This window comes from Verrucomicrobiota bacterium (genome assembly GCA_037139415.1).
Classification (GTDB): domain Bacteria; phylum Verrucomicrobiota; class Verrucomicrobiia; order Limisphaerales; family Fontisphaeraceae; genus JBAXGN01.
In genome coordinates, this window is the sequence record JBAXGN010000004.1 from 1 (window position 1) to 15,903 (window position 15,903).

Sequence of the window (15,903 nt, forward strand, 5' to 3'; positions counted from 1 at the left end):
ATCGGCGTGTGAATTATTCGGCTTCACAGGTCAACTCCTTTCTCTTTTTCCGGCACCCCAGAAACAAACACAATGGCTTGCCAGGGTGCCAACCACGGCGGATGGCGCGGTCAATTTTCTGTTTTTCGGTGCCGGTGAGTTTGGCCCAACCGTTTTTGGCTTTCATTGGCTTGCCTCCTGCTCGCGAAACGATTCGAGGAAAGCCCGGCAACGTGTTTCTAAAAGGTCATCCGCAATTCGCCAGCGTGTTTCCGGCAGGGTGGCGCGGATAATTTCCGCGATTTCGCGCGCGGCGCTTTCGGCGGTCGGCGGGGTGAGTGGGATGCTTTGCGGGCTCATACGCTGCCCCCCCGGATGTACGCGGCCAACTCGGACTTGCTCACAAAAGCAGCCTTTCCGCATTTGTAAATCCGCAGCCCGGTTTTTGCGTAGGCGCGGAGAGTGTTTGGGCAAAGGTCAACGACCTCTTTTGCCTTGGTTAGTCGGAACAGATCGAAGTTTTGTGCTTCGCTGCTCCCCTGCATCATATTTGGCGTTAGTGCGCTCATATTCACCAATGGGGCGGGCAGGTGCCAAAAATGGCGAAAAACAGCGTTTTTGTGGGCAGCAAACGAGCGGAAAGGCGGCTTTTTGCATCAGCAAACGAGCGCGGGAAGCCTTTTGGAAAGAAAAAACCGGGCGCGTTTGGGCGTCCGGTTGGAGCAAATCCACTTTTTAGAGTGGTTTACAGTCAGCAAAAAGTGCGTGCCAAGTTTATTCCTTTGGGCTTCGGATCGGCGTCTTTCCGGTTGCGGACTGCTCCCAATCGGCGGCCTCGACGACAACGCGGCTCGTGCGGGGCGCTTTTTGCTGTTTCTTGGCGGCCTTTATTGCTTTGGCTTGGCGCTCCTGGCTGGCCAACGCGGCTTTAACTCTACCCTCCTTGGTTTTGGCCTTACGCCAGATCGGAAATGCCGTTTTCCACAGTTCAAGCATTTTGGAAAGTACGCCATTTTTACGGTAATCTTGCTCCATTTCTCGAATGGCCTTTTCCTGTTCAAGCTCATCCGTTATTAGCCATTGGCCCTCGCCAAAACTGCTAATATATGCCCGCTTTTCGGCCAATAGGAATTGATGGAATTTTTTCTTTCGCATTGCCGGGCGCTCGTTTGGCATAAGCTCGGCTAGTACGTCATCAAGTTTTAAAACATGATACGTGTTTATGGGGTGTCGCGGCCCCTCCAAATGGACAGCGGCGGTATTCCATAGATCGTGCGCTATGGTCATTAACTTTTCCGGGTCGGTTGGATATTTTAGCGCCAGCGTTGCGGCAATTTGTGCGAGTTCAAACGGTGTTGGTTTCATATTTTTTTGGGTGTTGGTTATATGATTACTTCTGGCAGGGCCTGAATGGCCTTGGTTAGGGTTTCTTCCGGTAAATGTGTGTAAAGGTTGCTCACGACGTCGCTACCGTGGCCGGCCAGTTCCTTGGCAACGGCTTGGTTGCCCCCGGATACTTTCAACGCGGATACAAACGTATGGCGCAGGCAATGGAAGCTAACGCCGGTTGCTTGGCGTTTCCCGCCGCGGCCAACGCCGTCTTTGACATGCCGATAATTCCGGGCCTGCACCAAGCCGCACGGCAGCAAAATTTCATCGTAAAATTGATTCGAAAACGGGCCTGCCCCTCGCTTGACGTATAGCGCGGCCTGGTCGGGCCATATAAAGTCGGTTGTTTTGAGGGTTCCCGACGCTGCATGGCGAGCCAGCAGCATGGCGCGCACTTTCGCGGCCATCGGTATGGCAACCGGCTTGGCTGTTTTCTGCATCATGGTGCGGATAAAGTTGGCGTTGAAGTCCACCGCCCCCCAGCGCAATGAAATCAGGTCGCCCAACCGCAGGCCGGTATAAAATCCGGCCAGGATGGCATAGCGCCAAAAGTCATCCGGGGCCTTGGCGTACATGAGCCCAACCTCCGCCAATGTGAAGGGGCGGCGCTCGCTGCCTGCCTCGGCTTTAATTTTCAGGGGTTTGATGGCCGCCACGGGGTTTTTATCAAGTCGCCCGTTTGCCATTTCCCGGCTGAATAGCACTTTCAGTATCTTTCGGGCTTTATTGCAGGTGGTGGCGGATCGGGCCTTTAGGTAATGCGCCAGAAAGGCGCGGACATCTTCCGTGCCGATTTTGACCAGGGCCGGGCCGGTGTCGCTGGCGTGCATGAATTCCAGAAAGGCGTCCGCAATGGTGCGGTATTCGCGCACGGTGCCCGGACTGTTCGCCCCCTCGCATTCGGTTAGCCATCCAGCCACGGCGGCCTTGAGCGTCAACTCCGCATTGCTTGCTCCGCCGGTTAAATGCCGGTAAAAAGTATCGGTTAGCGCCCCGGCTCGCTCGGTGGCGGCCAGTAGCTTTAACTTTTCCAGCGTCTTTTCCGCCTTTTCCCGGTCGGTGGTTTTGGTGCTTTCAAGGTACTGGCGGCCATTCTTGCGATAGCCAATCCACCAATATGACGAATTCTTGCGTTTGTATATCCACATACTCGTTAAGGTACTCTGTATGCCAAGTGTATGCAAGCATTATGTTTCAAGGAAATTCACTATCGCGCAAAACCCTGTAAAATAGGCTTATTTGAAGCACTGTGAACAACCAAGGCAAACCGGGAGTTCGAATCTCCCTCTCTCCGCCACTTCGCAGAATCACGTGTTCGGTTTCAAATTTTTCTGTCACCACCCGTGAGAATGGGATAATAAACAGCCATGTCCGATACGCGAAACATCCGCAATCTGGCGCTCGTTGGGTTTATGGGCGTCGGCAAAACCACCATCGGCCACTTGCTGGCCGCGCAGTTGGATTTTCGCTTTGTGGATACCGATCAACTGATCGAAGCTCAGGCCGGGCATACGATTGCTGAAATCTTTGCGAAATCCGGCGAGGCCACGTTCCGGGAATTGGAACGTCAAGTGGTGCAGGCGTTGAAGACGTATTCCAATACCGTGATTGCCACGGGGGGCGGATTGCCCTGCTTGGGGGATAATTTGGCCGAGTTGAAAACTCACGCGCTGACGGTCTGTCTCTGGGCGTCGCCGGAATCCGTTTATGAACGTGTTCGCCATCAGGCGCATCGCCCGCTGTTGCACACGCCGGACCCATTGGGAAAAATTCGCGAATTGCTGGCCCTACGCGAACCCTATTATCGGCAGGCCGATATTCTGGTCAGCACCGATACACGGTCTCCGCGTGATTTGGTGTCCTTGCTGGCTTATGAGTTTCGCAGTGTCGTTCAGAAAAGTTGAGGTAAGCGGGGATGGCCGGGGGACATCCGGGTCTTTGGTTTGGACAAAAAAGGCGCTCTGAATTTCAGAGCGCCTTTTGTTTCGAAAAACCGAATTACTTCTTGGCCAGGATCGCGTCCTTGGCGGCCTTGAGGAAACGGAACTTCAAGACGCGCTTGGCTGGGACCTTGATCTTCTGACCTTTTTTCGGTCCGAACTGCATGATCATTTCACGAGCCGGGCGATTCTGCACCACGACTTTGCCAACGCCAGGGAACGTGAATGTGTTCTTGGCATTCTTGTACGCCAGTTCAGCCAGGACATCGAGCGCCTGGGCAGCCTGTTTCTTGGTGATCGCTACCTTATCGGCGACGGTCGCCGCGATTTGTGACTTAGAGAGTGTAGCCATAGTTTATTATATTTTGTTTATTGTTTCGTACTCAGTCCGAAGACCTTGGGTGTTATTTAATCGTAACAAGCGTCCGGTGCAAGGGGAAAATGCAGAAAAATCAGGGTTTTTTTACAATGCAATGCGCCAAGTCACTGCCGGCTGAGCATCTGAACGACCGAAATGACACCATCCGCTTGCAGATTGGGGAGTTTCGGCCACCTTGGCAAAGCCCAGATTTGCTGGGTAAATGACCTCAAATCACCGGGAATGCGGTAACGATGGCATGCGGTCAGGGACTGTATCCGTTGACGGCGCGCGGTCCTTTTATGCTTCATCACCAAAAATAGCGGGCAACCTCCACCGGCTGAGGATCAAGCTGCTACCGGCAAAAACTTTTTCTCACGGTACTTCATGGCGATGAAAATAAACGCCACGGCGGTCAGGGCCATCAAGCCGGCAAAAAACAGGAAGTAGGCCGGCCCGCTCAGCAGGCTGGTGCCGTCCGGTTTTTGAATGAGCACGTTAATGAGCGCAGTGAAGGCGTTGCCCAGCCCAACGGAGGCCAGGTACAGCGACATGATCAGCGATTTCAATTCCCTGGGCGCTTGCGAATAGCTGAACTCCAGGCAGGTGATCGAGACCATGATCTCCGCTTGGCTGATGATGATGTACGACAGAATTTGCCAGCCAATGTTTGGCTTGTGCCCGAGGGAAATTTGCTGTTCCACCCAGGCGGTGAGCAGAAACGACGGTACCGTGAGGAAAAAACCCAGCGCGATTTTTCGTAGCGGAGTCAGTGGGAAAACCCGCGAGATCATTGGATAAACAAGGTATGTGCTGAGCGGGATGAGCAACAGAATCAAAATGGGATTCGCCGCCTGCACCTGTGAGGGTAACCAGGTGAATCCCAAAAACCTGAGGTTCATTTTCTCGGCCTGCAATACCCAGGCGGACCCCGTTTGGTCCCAGAGCGACCAGAACATGGCCACCGCCAGGTAAATGGGAATCAGCCCGGCAATCAATTTGAGGTTATCCACGCGGAATAATTCGCGCACGAACTGTTTGCCGGCGGGGGGCACCCGCACATAAGTATTTCGGCCCAGCCAAAAGATAATCGTGGCCAGCAGCATGAAAATGCCCGGCACGCCAAAGGCCACGCGCGGCCCATATTTGTCCAGCAGCCAGGGGGTGAGCATCGTGGAAAAAAAAGAACCGAAATTGATCGAGAAATAGAACCAACTGAAGATGCGCGGTAACAGGTGCTGGTTGCGCAGGCCGAATTGATCGCCCACGTTGGCGGAAACGCACGGCTTGATGCCGCCTGAGCCCAGGGAAATCAATATCAGCCCGGCCGTCAAACCCAACCGGGTATCGTCCAACGCGAGTGCCAGATGCCCCAGGCAATAAACGAGCGACAGCCAGAAAATGGTCCGATATTTCCCCAGAAACGCATCGGCCACAATTGCCCCCAGGAAAGGCAGAAAATACACGGCGGAGACAAACGTATGGAACCAGGCCTTGGCTTGTTCGGGCGACATGTGGTCCGGCTGCCCCATGCGGTCCACCAGGCACTTGGTCATGAACACTACCAAAATGGTGCGCATCCCGTAGAAGCTGAAGCGTTCGGCGGCTTCGTTGCCGATGATATAGGGAATGCCGGGCGGCATTCGGTCGGTCTCCAATGCCTTGGTCGGGTAAGTGTTGTTCGCCATGTGTATTTGTGGGTTCGGGAATGTTTTCTGGCACGTTACCAGTTTGGCTTGAGGTGCAACACCTTTACGAGAAAGGCCCATTTATCCGCCGCTTCCTCGATCAATTTGGTGGTGGGTTTGCCCGCCCCATGGCCGGCGCGCGTTTCAATGCGGATCAGCACCGGGGCCTTGCCCGCCTGGCTGGCCTGAATTTGCGCCGCAAATTTAAAGCTGTGCGCTGGCACCACACGGTCATCGTGATCCGCCGTGGTGATCAGGGTGGCTGGATAACGCACGCCGGGCTTCAGGTTGTGCAGCGGCGAATAGGTCAGCAGCGTTTTGAACTCGTCCGGTTTATCCGAGGAACCGTATTCCACTGCCCAGGCCCAGCCGATGGTGAATTTATGGAACCGGAGCATATCCATGACCCCGACGGCGGGCAGGGCGGCTCCGTACAAATCAGGGCGTTGCGCCAAGCACGCACCCACGAGCAATCCGCCGTTGCTGCCGCCGCCGATGGCCAGCTTGTCCGTGCGGGTGTACTGGTTGGCGATCAGCCATTCCGCTGCTGCGATAAAGTCATTGAACACATTCTGCTTGTTCGCCTTCATCCCGGCTTGATGCCACGCTTCGCCGTATTCCCCGCCGCCGCGCAGGTTGGGAATCGCCAGCACGCCGCCCATCTCCATCCATACCAGGCTGGCCACAGAAAACGCGGGGGTGAGATTGATATTAAAGCCACCATAACCGTAGAGGTACGTGGGGTTGCGCCCATTGCGTACCAACCCCTTTTTATGCGTGATGAACATGGGGATCGGCGTGCCGTCTTTGCTCGGGAAAAAGACTTGCTCGGTTTCGTAATCTGCCGGGTTGAAATCCAGTTTGGGAGATTTGAAGACCGTGGTCTGCCCGGTTTTCATATCCAGCCGGTAAATGCTCGCCGGGGTAGTGTAACTGGTGAACGAATAGAACGTTTCCGTATCGTCTTGCTTGCCGCCGAATCCGCCCGACGTGCCCAGCCCTGGCAACGGCAATTCCCGTTCCAAAGTGCCATCGAGACGGTGGATTTTGACGGCCGTGTGCGCGTCTTTCAGGTAGTTCAGCACAAACCGCTGATCCAGCACGTTACCCGAAACCAGAGTATCACTGGTTTGCGCCACAAGTTCCTTCCAATTCGCCCGGTCCGGTTGTTGGACGTTGATGGCCATGAGGCGTCCGCGTGGCGCGTTTAAATCCGTGCGAAACCAGAATACCGGCCCGGTATTATCAATGAACGTATAGTCCGCATCAAAGTCCTTAAGCAGTTCCACCACCGGTGCATTGGGAGCCCGCAAATCCTGGTAAAACAAACCGTTCTTCGTATCCGTGCCGCGGGAAACGGAAAGGATCAAGTATTGCCCGTCATCCGTAACCCCGGCGCTGAAACCCCAATCGGCCTGGTCGGGGCGATGGTAAATGAGGCGGTCCTCGGTTTGGGCGGTGCCGAGCCGGTGGTAATACACTTTTTGAAAGCGGTTGACGGCCTTGAATTCATTGGCCCCTTTCGGCTCGTCATAACGGCTATAGTAAAATCCCAGGTTGTCCTTGGTCCAGGAGGCGCTGGAGAATTTGATCCAGCGCAGTTCATCCGGCAAATCCTGGCCAGTGCGCACATCGCGCACCTTCCACGTCTGCCAGTCCGAGCCAGCCCCGGAGAGGCCGTACGCCAGCAGGTTTCCATCCTCACTGACCGCCAGACCGGCCAGCGCCACCGTGCCATCTTTCGAGAGGGTGTTGGGGTCCAGCAATACACGCGGTTCCGCTGTCAGCGACTCGGCGGTGTAGAGCACAGCCTGGTTCTGCAGACCGTTGTTCTTGGAATAGAAGTAGCGTCCGCCTTTCTTGGACGGCGTGCTGTACCGCTCATAATTCCACAACCGGGTGAGCCGCTCGCGGATAGCCTGACGCTGCGGTATCTGACCAAGGAAATCGAAGGTGACTTGGTTCTGCGCCTTAACCCATTCCACCGTGTCTGGTGCGTCTGGATCCTCCAGCCAGCGGTAGGGATCGGCCACCTTGACGCCGTGATACACGTCTGCCTGTTCAATCGTCTTGGTGACCGGGTACGCGAGGTGATAGCGAGCCGAGGCGCAGCCGCTTAACAACGCCGCGCACAGGGCGGCCAGGATGATGGTTGCCGCCGGGCAACCACCCAACAAACCAAGGTCATTCATGCGATGCATAGCAATGTAAGCCCACAAAAAAGCATAAATCCGGTGAAAACCAAGCTTTGGTTTGCACAATTTGCCTTTCGTGTTGGCTAAGACCACATGAGCACGCTATAGTTTGCCCCGTGATGAAGTTGTTTCATAACGGTGTGCTGCCGGCCCTGTTGGTGTGGATGGGTGCGCTGGCTGCCGTAGCCGCAGCCAGCCAGACTAATGATATGCTCTGGCTGGACGGCGGCGAGCGTTTGCGCGGCGAACTGCTGGGCATTCGCCCGGATCAGACCGTTGTGTGGCGGCACCCGGAAATCGCCGAGGAGCTGACTTTTCCACTCACTTCCGTTCTCAAGGTGCGCTTGGGCGCGCGGCCGATTCCGGAAACACGGGCCACGAACGCCTGCATCGTGCGGTTTACCAACCGGGATGAAATTGAGGCCGAAGTGATCGGGATTGACGACACCAACCTGGTCTTGAACACCTGGTTTGCGGGGCGCTTCCAAGTGCCGCGCGGGTTGGTGGATTGCGTGCAGCCGATCGTGGACAACCCGCGAATCGTCTTTGAAGGCCCCACGGGGCTGGAGGGCTGGACGCTGGGTAACTCCGCCATTCCGGGTGTGGAATCCAACGCGTGGGTCTATAGCCAGGGCGCGCTGGTGGCGGTTTCCTCTGGCTCCATTGCCCGCGACGTGAAATTGCCGAATCTGGCCTGCCTGGATTTTGACATCGCCTGGGCCAACTATTTGCAGATTGCCATTGCGCTGTACGCTGATTCCCTGCAACCGGTGAACCTGGCCACCAAGGATGAGGCCCCGGAATTTGGCGGTTTCTACAGTCTCCAACTCAATGCCAACACGGTCAACATTCTGGCGGTCAAAAAAGGCGCGCCGCTCAACAGTCTCGGTATGGGGATTGTTCCCGGAATGGAAAGCAAGACCTCCGCGCATGTCACCGTCCGTGCCAGCCGGCCGGACCGCGCCGTCTATCTCTACCTGGATGGCGTGTTGGCCAAGGAATGGCGCGATCCGGTGGACACGCTGGGTCAAGGGACCTGCCTGCGCATTGTGAACCAAGTGCCTAATCCCTTCAAACTCAGCAACCTGGTCATCTCGGAATGGGATGGCCGCATGGACATGCAATCGCCCGGCAACCAGAATGCTGCGCTGGATTTCGTGCGCCTGTTGAATCGGGATACCGTCTCGGCCAACGTGATCGGCCTGCACGGCGGCAACGTGGTGATCTCGAACGCCACGGGACGGCTGGAGATTCCCTTGCAGCGCATTGAACAGATTCACTTTAGCCAGCAGGGGCGATCGTTGGCCAGGAACGCTGGCGGCGAATGCACTGCCCTGTTTGCTCGGCGCGGTCGGCTGCTGCTCAAAGTGCAGAGCTGGGAGAAACAGCAGGTCGTCGCCCTCAACCCCAACCTGGGCAAAATCCAGTTGGACGCCGCCGCCCTGCGAATGTTGGAACTGAAGACGCCCGCGCCCGAGGTGCGGTAGACGTCGCGCCCGGTTGTGGGTTCCGTCTTTTCCAGATGAGTTAAACCGGTCTTGCCACGCCGCTTAAGGCGGGGCACCATGGCGGGACTATCATGGAACGATTAATTGGTTTGATTGGGATCGGGTTGATTTTCGGCACGGCGTACTGGATGTCCAGTAATCGCAAAGCCATCAATTACCGGCTGGTGTTCAGCGGCATGTTGTTGCAAGTGTTGCTGGCGGTCTTCATTTTAAAAGTGCCGCTCGGGCAGAAGTTATTTGCGGTGCTGGGCGCGATTGTCACCAAGCTGCTGGATTATTCCAAGGAGGGTGGACGGTTTGTCTTCGGCATCTTCGGCAACGATGCCGCCTTGAACAAGGTGTTTGGGGACGGGGCCGGAGTGGTGTTCACCATCATGCTGTTGCCCACCATTATTTTTGTGTGCGTGCTCACGTCGGTGCTGTATCACTTGGGGATCATGCAGCGGGTGGTGGCGTTTTTTGCGCGGCTCATGCATGCCGCGATGCGGGTTAGCGGCAGCGAATCCCTATCGAATGTTTCCAGTACGTTTGTCGGGCAGGTGGAGGCGCAGATTATGATTCAGCCTTATTTGCGAGGCATGACGCAGTCCGAATTGCTGGCGTCCATGACCGGCAGCATGGCGTGCATTGCGGGCGGGGTAATGGCGGTGTACATCGGCATGGGGGTGAAGGCCGAATATCTGCTGGCCGCCAGTGTCATGGCGGCGCCGGCGGCATTGGTCATCGCCAAAATCGTCATGCCCGAAACCCAAGCGTCGGAAACCAAGGGGCTGGTGAAAATCGAAATCAAGCAGACGCATGTCAACCTGCTGGATGCGATTGCCCATGGCGCAGGCAGCGGGATGCGCGTGTCACTGAATGTCGTCGCGATGCTGATTGGTTTCATTGCCTTGATCGCGCTCATGGATGGGGTGCTGGGGCTCGTCGGGCGTTCGCTGGCGGCCCATCAGCATCTTTCGCTCGCGTTTATTGGCGTGGACTTGCAAACCCTGAGCCTGAAGCAAATCTTTGGGGCGCTCTTTTCCACCATCGCGTTTGTGCTGGGGGTGCCCGGCAGTGATTCGTTGCAAGTGGGCTCTTTGATGGGCACCAAGTTTGTGGTGAACGAGTTCGTGGCGTACAGCCACATGACTGCCATTAAGGCTTCGCTCTCCCCCAAGGCCCTGGTGATCGCCAGCTTTGCCCTCTGCGGTTTCGCCAACTTAAGCTCCATTGCCATTCAGATTGGCGGCATTGGCGAATTGGCCCCCGAACGCCGGCATGATCTCGCGCGGCTTGGTTTCAAGGCCATGATTTGCGGCACCCTCACGAACTACCTCTCCGCCGCCATCGCCGGGATTTTGATGTAACCGGGTGGACTTTATTTCCGGTGCAACATTCCCAACAGGCCCAGCAAGGCCATGATGGAGCCCAATACCATGCCACTCAGTGCCGCCCAGCGGCTGTTGTCCTTGGTATCCGCCCGCATCCAGCCAAAGACCCCGCAGCCCACGGCAGGCAACCCGAGCAACAGGTGCAGAAATGGGTTGGGCAGAAACGCCAGGATGGCCAGTGCGGCGGAAGCCCAGCCGAAGATATTGAATCCCGCCTCTTCCTCCGGCAGTTTAACCTGCTGCTTGCTGGTTGTGGCGATGATAGTGGAGGATTGCAGCGATTGGGTTTTGACCTCGCTGCCCGCGCCCCGATAGGCCGAGGGCGCTTGGGTTGCGGTATAGGCGCTGGCGGAACGTGTGCCGGATGGTGCCGGGCGGGTTCCAGGACTGGGCCGGGTTCCCATGCTCGGACGGGTTCCTGGACTCGGGCGCGTACCAGGCCGGCTGCCGGGGGTTTCCGGCGCACTGGCTTTAAGCCAATCCGGCGCGGCTGCCGGGGGCGGAGGCAAGGGAGCGGGTTCCGGCAGAGTGCCATTTGCCAGGGCGGTGAGCGTATCTTCGAACGCCGGCACTTGCGCAATCGGCCAGATGCAGGCGCGTTCCAACACGGCCGTTAGCTTCTGCACCTGCGGGTCCGGGCTTTGTTTCAGGCGCTGAAAGACAATGGAGTTGCGGGGATCCTTATAATCATTGGACAACATGAGCAGGTTGTCACCGGTATTAAATTTCTGCCACAGCGCGGGTTCCTTGGCCAGCGCCAGAAAGCTGGTGTAGATGACCAGCGCTGCAAAGTTATCGAGATTCAGGTCGTAGTTATCCGGAGTGCGACGCGGATGCTGGTAATTGGCATGTCCTAGTTCCGGGCTGCGGCTTTGCCCAAAGGGCGGCACATACATGCCGTCGTAATCCACCAGTACAAATTGGCCGTCGGGCGAACACATCACGTTGCCATGTTGCAGGTCGCAATGGGCAATCTGGTTGGTGCTCAGTTCCTTGACCAGTTCATGCCATTGTTGGGCCAGGCGCAACATGGTTTCCGGCTCGTTGACGTGGTCTTCCACGTACATGTGCATCGGCGTGCCCTTGACCCAATCCATTTTCACGATGGGATACCATTCACCGCGGACCCGGATGCCGCGCAGGAGAAAATCGAATCCGACCAAGTGTTTGAGGGGGACAGACTGCAAGTGGCGCGTCAACATGCCGTAACGCACCTGTTGGTTGGTCACCTGGCGCACAAAGCAACGGATGGCGTAATGCTTGCCATCCGTGGTGTTCAACTCGTACACGCTGGCGAAATTACCGGACATCACGCGGGGCATCCCTAGCATGTCGCTGACCACAGTCGCGGTTTTCAACTCCTCCTCGCCGAAACAACTCGCCGGGTTTTGGATAGCGTCCTGGTAGTCAGTATGGTTAGGCCAGTTCATGCCGGTTATCGTGTTTGTTTGGTTTTGGTGGCCGCAGGTTTCCACTCGAGCATGAGCAGGGTGGTGTCGTCATTGCGCATGGATTGGTTGTCGCGTTGGGCGGCGACCAGGGTGGCAAAATCGGCTTCTGATTTCAGACCGCGCAGGAGATCCCAAGGCGGTTGTCCGGCTTCGTTATTGGCCAGAATCCATTTGGCCAGCGCATCGGTGGCCAGGAAAAAGGTCTCGCCCGGATGACAGATGCCGTTGGCAGCCCGGATATCCTTCAAGGCCGACATGTTATTGATGACATTGCTGGCCAGCAGGATGGGGCGGCTGTTGAACTGTTCGGATTTATCGAGCGGGAAACTGCAGAGCAGCGATTGCTCACGCACATGAAAGAGGCAGGTGTCCCCCACCGCAAAGGCGTTCCAGGTCATTTCATCGGCGGGCAGACTGCGGGAAAAGACCCGTTGCCAGACCGTTTCGGTGCCACCGAATTCCAGTCCGAGCAGGGTCGCGAAAGCCCCTTTCTTGGCTTTTTCCTCCGCAAACCACGGGAGCGCGGCCCAGTTAATGCCTGACCGCCATTCTTCTTGCAGCGGGAGAATCCAGAGTTGGGTGGCATCCTCAGAGGGGGGCACGCCAAACGGCGGGTCAAGGACAAACTGTTTGACCAGGCTTTGCGCCCAGCGGTCTGCAAACGCCGATTCCGTGGCACCGTCTGCCAACGCCACACGCCGTTGTTCGAGCGAGAAGTCGAAGGCGTCTTCGCACTCGTCCATCGTGTTGCCCTTTTTGGGCAGCCTAAAAGCAGTGATGGATGCCTCCACGCAGCGTATTCCTTAACGCATGTTGCTCGAACGCGTGCCGATATCGAGGAAGCGGATCAGTTCCACCAGGTCGGCATTAAAGGCGAAACCGCGGGCTTCGTCTCCCAACTCAAAACCTTCCGCGCGTGCCATGTCCCGCATGGTGGGCGGCAGAAAACTGGAGATGGAAAAGAGCACTTTGGCAAAATCATCCGGCAACCCTTCGTCGGTGTCTGGAAAGACGATTGGTTGCAACGGTTTGCTGGAAATATGGCAGTTCAGCAGCAGCACGTTTCCGTCATCGGTTGCCAGGCTGCACAGTTCTTCGGCCTGAGGCACCGGGCCGGAGTCGGTGGCTTCACCGTCGCTGATGTTGATGACGATGGGCGGGAAGGAGGCTTTACGGCGTTGCACCCATTCGGAGAGCAGCTTGTGGGCCATGGTCAACGCGCCGCCCATTGGGGTGATGCCTTTGGCGGTGGGTTCAAACCAAAGCGGGAATTTGACTTTTTGCTCGATCAGACCTCCCATGCCGTCGTCGGTCTTCTTGATGCGCTCATCGATGCGGGCGGGGGAACTAGCCACTTCGGCAATGGGGACCAGATCGCGTCCGGCGAGCGGGCCACTGAAGGCGGGTGCCACGGTGCTGCCGTAGCCAATCACTGCCACCTCGTAGAAGTTACGCACCCCGTCGCCGCGGGCGCACTTAATGATCAGGTTGTGCAGCAGACGGTTGATGGCGTCGGCCACGCTGTCGCACTTCCGTTTGTTTTCACTCCCGGAAATCGGCTCCACCATGGAACCTGATTGGTCAATTAAAAATACAAAACAACTGGGATTGGCCCGGCTGATTTCGGCTGAATAAGGCATATAGCGTTGTCCTTTTCAAGGGGTCAGCGTCATTACTTCGATGGGAGAGTTTTCCCCCGATGTTCTTTGCATACAGCCCATAGGGGAAACAGATAGCCCCAATGCGGGATAAAATCAATGGAATATTTTGGTGATTTATCGACCTCTGCGTCAGAGGGATGGTTCGATGATGAGGTTAGCATATTTTTTCCGCAATAATCCGGGCAAAAGCTCTGGTTACATTATGCATTCCGATCTTGCCCTCAACGACTTGCAGCAGGCCGGCCTGGCGATAAAAGGCCAGCAACGGTTCCGTTTGTTGGTGGAAAGTGGCCAGGCGGGCCCGGACGGTTTCCGGACGATCATCCGAACGTTGGTACAGTTCATCGCCACAAATATCACAGATGCCGGTCTGGCGCGGCGGTTTGGCGCTGAGGTTATAAGGCGTCTGGCAATGGCGGCAGATAAAACGTTCCGCTAATCGTTGGACGATTTCTTCATCGCTGACCTGGATGTTGAGCACCGCGCACAATTGCATCTCCAACTCCTTGAGGATTGCATTCAACGCTTCCGCCTGCGCGAGGGTTCGGGGGAAACCGTCGAGCAGAAAACCGATGCAATTATCGCCCTGCTGGAGGCGTTGTTTCAGCATTTCATCCGTGACCGAATCCGGCACCAACCCGCCGCGCTCGATGTAAGTGCGCGCGAGCTTGCCCAGTTCAGAACCGCGCTTAAGATGTTCCCGAAAAAGGTCGCCGGTGGCGACATGGTGCATGTTGAAAAAATCGCACAGAGCCTCCGCTTGGGTGCCCTTACCCGAACCGGGTGCTCCTATGAGCAGGAAAACCCGGTTTGCCTTCAGATGTTTCAAGCTGTCGCTCATCACTGTGCCAATCAGGACGGCATGGTTCTCCTCGTCGCTGACTGAGTCATTCTTATAAGCATTTCCCGGACACAAATGCAAACCCTTTTTCGGTTTTTCGAGACTCATTGCAAATTGGGGAAACGGACTCAATGGCACGCGAAAGTGGGTAAAATTAATTTATTGATACTCTCAACTTTCCCCCTGCCGGAGTGACACGTTTTAACTGTTATTTTCCAGCATGGTGTCGGGATCAAGCCCGATGCTTTGACACCAGGCGCGGTAGGCAATGGGCGAAATTTCCGAGGGTTTGATTTCACTGCGCCCGCCCCAGAAGACATTGGTGTAGCTGAAAGAAATGCCCGCGTCCTTCAGGTGCTGGTCAATGGCCGCCTTGTGCGCCAGCACCGTGGCTTTATCCGTGCCGTGCACCACGCCCATGATATTCACACCGCGAAACTCCGGCCCGGCAGGCCGCCAGTAGGCGTGAGTCATGATATGGTGGCGGCCCACTTCCTGGCCGGCTTCGACCTCTTGTCCCGGAGCAACCGCCCAATGAAACAGGGCGTTAAACCGCGTCACCCGTTCGCCGTCCGTCAGCGGTTTGACGTGTTCCAGAAAGGTGGAAAACCGGCCGATGATTTTCCGATGATTCAAGTTTTCCGCCACCTGATAAAAGGTAGCCAGGGAAACCCCAGCCTCCTGGGCACGGCCAAGCCAGTGATCCAACACTACTTCCTGCGGCAGGAGTTCGCGTTTGAGGGCGACGAGGACTTTCCATTCCAAATCACTCAGGCGGGCAACGGAAACATCAGCCGGTTCGGCGGGCACGTCGGCCCGGCTGCCCAGTTCCAGCGTGCGCCGGCGCACATGGCCTACCCCCAACACAAATACTTTGCGGGCCGGCAGCAGGCAATATCGCAACGCGCCGGAACGGGACTTCAAATAGTCGGCATGTTTGCCAAGGGAATAGCCTTGCGGCACCTTGAGCGTCGTCCATAACTTGAAGTGCGCGCCCGCCGCCGCCGGATCGGTGGACCGCAACACGACATGACCGGAAAAGGGATCTTGCTGGAACATGAATTCAAAGGCAGCTTCCAAGCGAGCCTCGGGAACCTCCCACGCCACCAACGCCCCTTGGGCAAGATTGGTCGCCAACAGGGTTTGGCGCACCCGGCGAATGGTTCCGGCTTGCAGCATGGCACGGATTCGCTGCAATACCACCGTCACCCCCACCCCGGATTCCCGGGCAATCTGGTTCCACGGGTCCCGCTGGAACCCTTTCACCCGATCCTCACTGACCGCCAAAATGCGGGCGTTGATGGGATCACTCACCGCTACCGGCACATCGCTCATCATGTGCGGAAGAATAGCACGGTTTGGTGCTGGTGCGACCGGGAAACACGAGGCGGCGCGGTTGCAGCCAATTAAATCCGAAATCCAAGGACCGAAAATCGAAAGAACTCCGAACGCCGAATCCCGAAAACGGCAAACGCGCGCAGGCATAAAAATGGCAGGTAAACAATGCGGGCAGCAACTTG

Annotated in this window: 14 protein-coding genes; 3 read left to right on the forward strand and 11 right to left on the reverse strand. The window is 56.6% G+C overall.

All coding sequences use genetic code 11. From position 1 onward, the window contains the following. Positions 1 to 162 precede the first annotated feature (162 nt). From WCO56_01225 to WCO56_01235, 3 genes are all read right to left on the reverse strand, one after another. Positions 163 to 339 carry a hypothetical protein gene (locus WCO56_01225; GenBank protein MEI7728159.1) on the reverse strand — a complete coding sequence of 59 codons (177 nt, stop codon included), beginning with the start codon at positions 337 to 339 and terminating at the stop codon, positions 163 to 165. A gap of 414 nt (positions 340 to 753) precedes the next feature. Beyond that, the gene (locus WCO56_01230; protein ID MEI7728160.1) at positions 754 to 1,344 is read right to left on the reverse strand and encodes a hypothetical protein; all 591 of its coding nucleotides are present in this window, start codon (positions 1,342 to 1,344) and stop codon (positions 754 to 756) included. 17 nt (positions 1,345 to 1,361) lie between these two features. After that, positions 1,362 to 2,516: a tyrosine-type recombinase/integrase gene (locus tag WCO56_01235; GenBank protein ID MEI7728161.1), complete on the reverse strand. Its 1,155-nt coding sequence runs from the start codon at positions 2,514 to 2,516 to the stop codon at positions 1,362 to 1,364. 219 nt (positions 2,517 to 2,735) lie between these two features. On the opposite strand from WCO56_01235, the gene WCO56_01240 reads away from it, so the two are divergent. After that, positions 2,736 to 3,272, forward strand: coding sequence for a shikimate kinase (locus WCO56_01240; protein ID MEI7728162.1), 537 nt, complete (start codon positions 2,736 to 2,738; stop codon positions 3,270 to 3,272). A gap of 94 nt (positions 3,273 to 3,366) precedes the next feature. Here WCO56_01240 and WCO56_01245 read toward each other — a convergent pair whose 3' ends face one another. The 3 genes from WCO56_01245 to WCO56_01255 form a co-directional block, all read right to left on the reverse strand. Next, positions 3,367 to 3,660: an HU family DNA-binding protein gene (locus tag WCO56_01245; protein ID MEI7728163.1), complete on the reverse strand. Its 294-nt coding sequence runs from the start codon at positions 3,658 to 3,660 to the stop codon at positions 3,367 to 3,369. A gap of 353 nt (positions 3,661 to 4,013) precedes the next feature. Further along, on the reverse strand, positions 4,014 to 5,354 hold the full coding sequence (locus WCO56_01250; GenBank protein ID MEI7728164.1) for a POT family MFS transporter: 1,341 nt from the start codon (positions 5,352 to 5,354) through the stop codon (positions 4,014 to 4,016). Between the two features lie 35 nt (positions 5,355 to 5,389). Next, positions 5,390 to 7,546, reverse strand: coding sequence for a prolyl oligopeptidase family serine peptidase (locus tag WCO56_01255; protein ID MEI7728165.1), 2,157 nt, complete (start codon positions 7,544 to 7,546; stop codon positions 5,390 to 5,392). Positions 7,547 to 7,665: 119 nt separating this feature from the next. On the opposite strand from WCO56_01255, the gene WCO56_01260 reads away from it, so the two are divergent. Both WCO56_01260 and WCO56_01265 read left to right on the forward strand, forming a co-directional pair. Then, the gene (locus tag WCO56_01260) at positions 7,666 to 9,036 is read left to right on the forward strand and encodes a hypothetical protein (GenBank protein MEI7728166.1); all 1,371 of its coding nucleotides are present in this window, start codon (positions 7,666 to 7,668) and stop codon (positions 9,034 to 9,036) included. 92 nt (positions 9,037 to 9,128) lie between these two features. After that, a complete protein-coding gene (locus WCO56_01265) occupies positions 9,129 to 10,406 on the forward strand; it encodes a nucleoside transporter C-terminal domain-containing protein (GenBank protein MEI7728167.1) in 1,278 nt (425 codons plus the stop codon). 11 nt (positions 10,407 to 10,417) lie between these two features. On the opposite strand, the gene WCO56_01270 is transcribed toward WCO56_01265, so the two are convergent. The 5 genes from WCO56_01270 to WCO56_01290 form a co-directional block, all read right to left on the reverse strand. Beyond that, positions 10,418 to 11,860 carry a hypothetical protein gene (locus WCO56_01270; GenBank protein MEI7728168.1) on the reverse strand — a complete coding sequence of 481 codons (1,443 nt, stop codon included), beginning with the start codon at positions 11,858 to 11,860 and terminating at the stop codon, positions 10,418 to 10,420. A gap of 5 nt (positions 11,861 to 11,865) precedes the next feature. Continuing rightward, positions 11,866 to 12,624, reverse strand: a complete 759-nt coding sequence (locus WCO56_01275) for a hypothetical protein (protein ID MEI7728169.1) — start codon at positions 12,622 to 12,624, stop codon at positions 11,866 to 11,868. A gap of 60 nt (positions 12,625 to 12,684) precedes the next feature. Next, entirely contained in the window at positions 12,685 to 13,521 is an 837-nt protein-coding gene (locus tag WCO56_01280) for a vWA domain-containing protein (protein MEI7728170.1), read from the reverse strand. A gap of 175 nt (positions 13,522 to 13,696) precedes the next feature. Then, entirely contained in the window at positions 13,697 to 14,491 is a 795-nt protein-coding gene (locus WCO56_01285; protein ID MEI7728171.1) for an adenylate kinase, read from the reverse strand. A gap of 93 nt (positions 14,492 to 14,584) precedes the next feature. Next, positions 14,585 to 15,721 (reverse strand): Lrp/AsnC family transcriptional regulator, encoded by a 1,137-nt coding sequence (locus WCO56_01290; protein MEI7728172.1) that lies wholly within the window; start codon positions 15,719 to 15,721, stop codon positions 14,585 to 14,587. Between the last annotated feature and the right edge of the window lie 182 nt (positions 15,722 to 15,903).

Coding starts and splice junctions, on each gene's coding strand:
- WCO56_01225 (MEI7728159.1), bottom strand. CDS start 339: ATGAGCCCGCAAAGCATCCCACTCACCCCGCCGACCGCCGAAAGCGCC.
- WCO56_01230 (MEI7728160.1), bottom strand. CDS start 1,344: ATGAAACCAACACCGTTTGAACTCGCACAAATTGCCGCAACGCTGGCG.
- WCO56_01235 (MEI7728161.1), bottom strand. CDS start 2,516: ATGTGGATATACAAACGCAAGAATTCGTCATATTGGTGGATTGGCTAT.
- WCO56_01240 (MEI7728162.1), top strand. CDS start 2,736: ATGTCCGATACGCGAAACATCCGCAATCTGGCGCTCGTTGGGTTTATG.
- WCO56_01245 (MEI7728163.1), bottom strand. CDS start 3,660: ATGGCTACACTCTCTAAGTCACAAATCGCGGCGACCGTCGCCGATAAG.
- WCO56_01250 (MEI7728164.1), bottom strand. CDS start 5,354: ATGGCGAACAACACTTACCCGACCAAGGCATTGGAGACCGACCGAATG.
- WCO56_01255 (MEI7728165.1), bottom strand. CDS start 7,546: ATGAATGACCTTGGTTTGTTGGGTGGTTGCCCGGCGGCAACCATCATC.
- WCO56_01265 (MEI7728167.1), top strand. CDS start 9,129: ATGGAACGATTAATTGGTTTGATTGGGATCGGGTTGATTTTCGGCACG.
- WCO56_01270 (MEI7728168.1), bottom strand. CDS start 11,860: ATGAACTGGCCTAACCATACTGACTACCAGGACGCTATCCAAAACCCG.
- WCO56_01275 (MEI7728169.1), bottom strand. CDS start 12,624: ATGGACGAGTGCGAAGACGCCTTCGACTTCTCGCTCGAACAACGGCGT.
- WCO56_01280 (MEI7728170.1), bottom strand. CDS start 13,521: ATGCCTTATTCAGCCGAAATCAGCCGGGCCAATCCCAGTTGTTTTGTA.
- WCO56_01285 (MEI7728171.1), bottom strand. CDS start 14,491: ATGAGTCTCGAAAAACCGAAAAAGGGTTTGCATTTGTGTCCGGGAAAT.
- WCO56_01290 (MEI7728172.1), bottom strand. CDS start 15,721: ATGATGAGCGATGTGCCGGTAGCGGTGAGTGATCCCATCAACGCCCGC.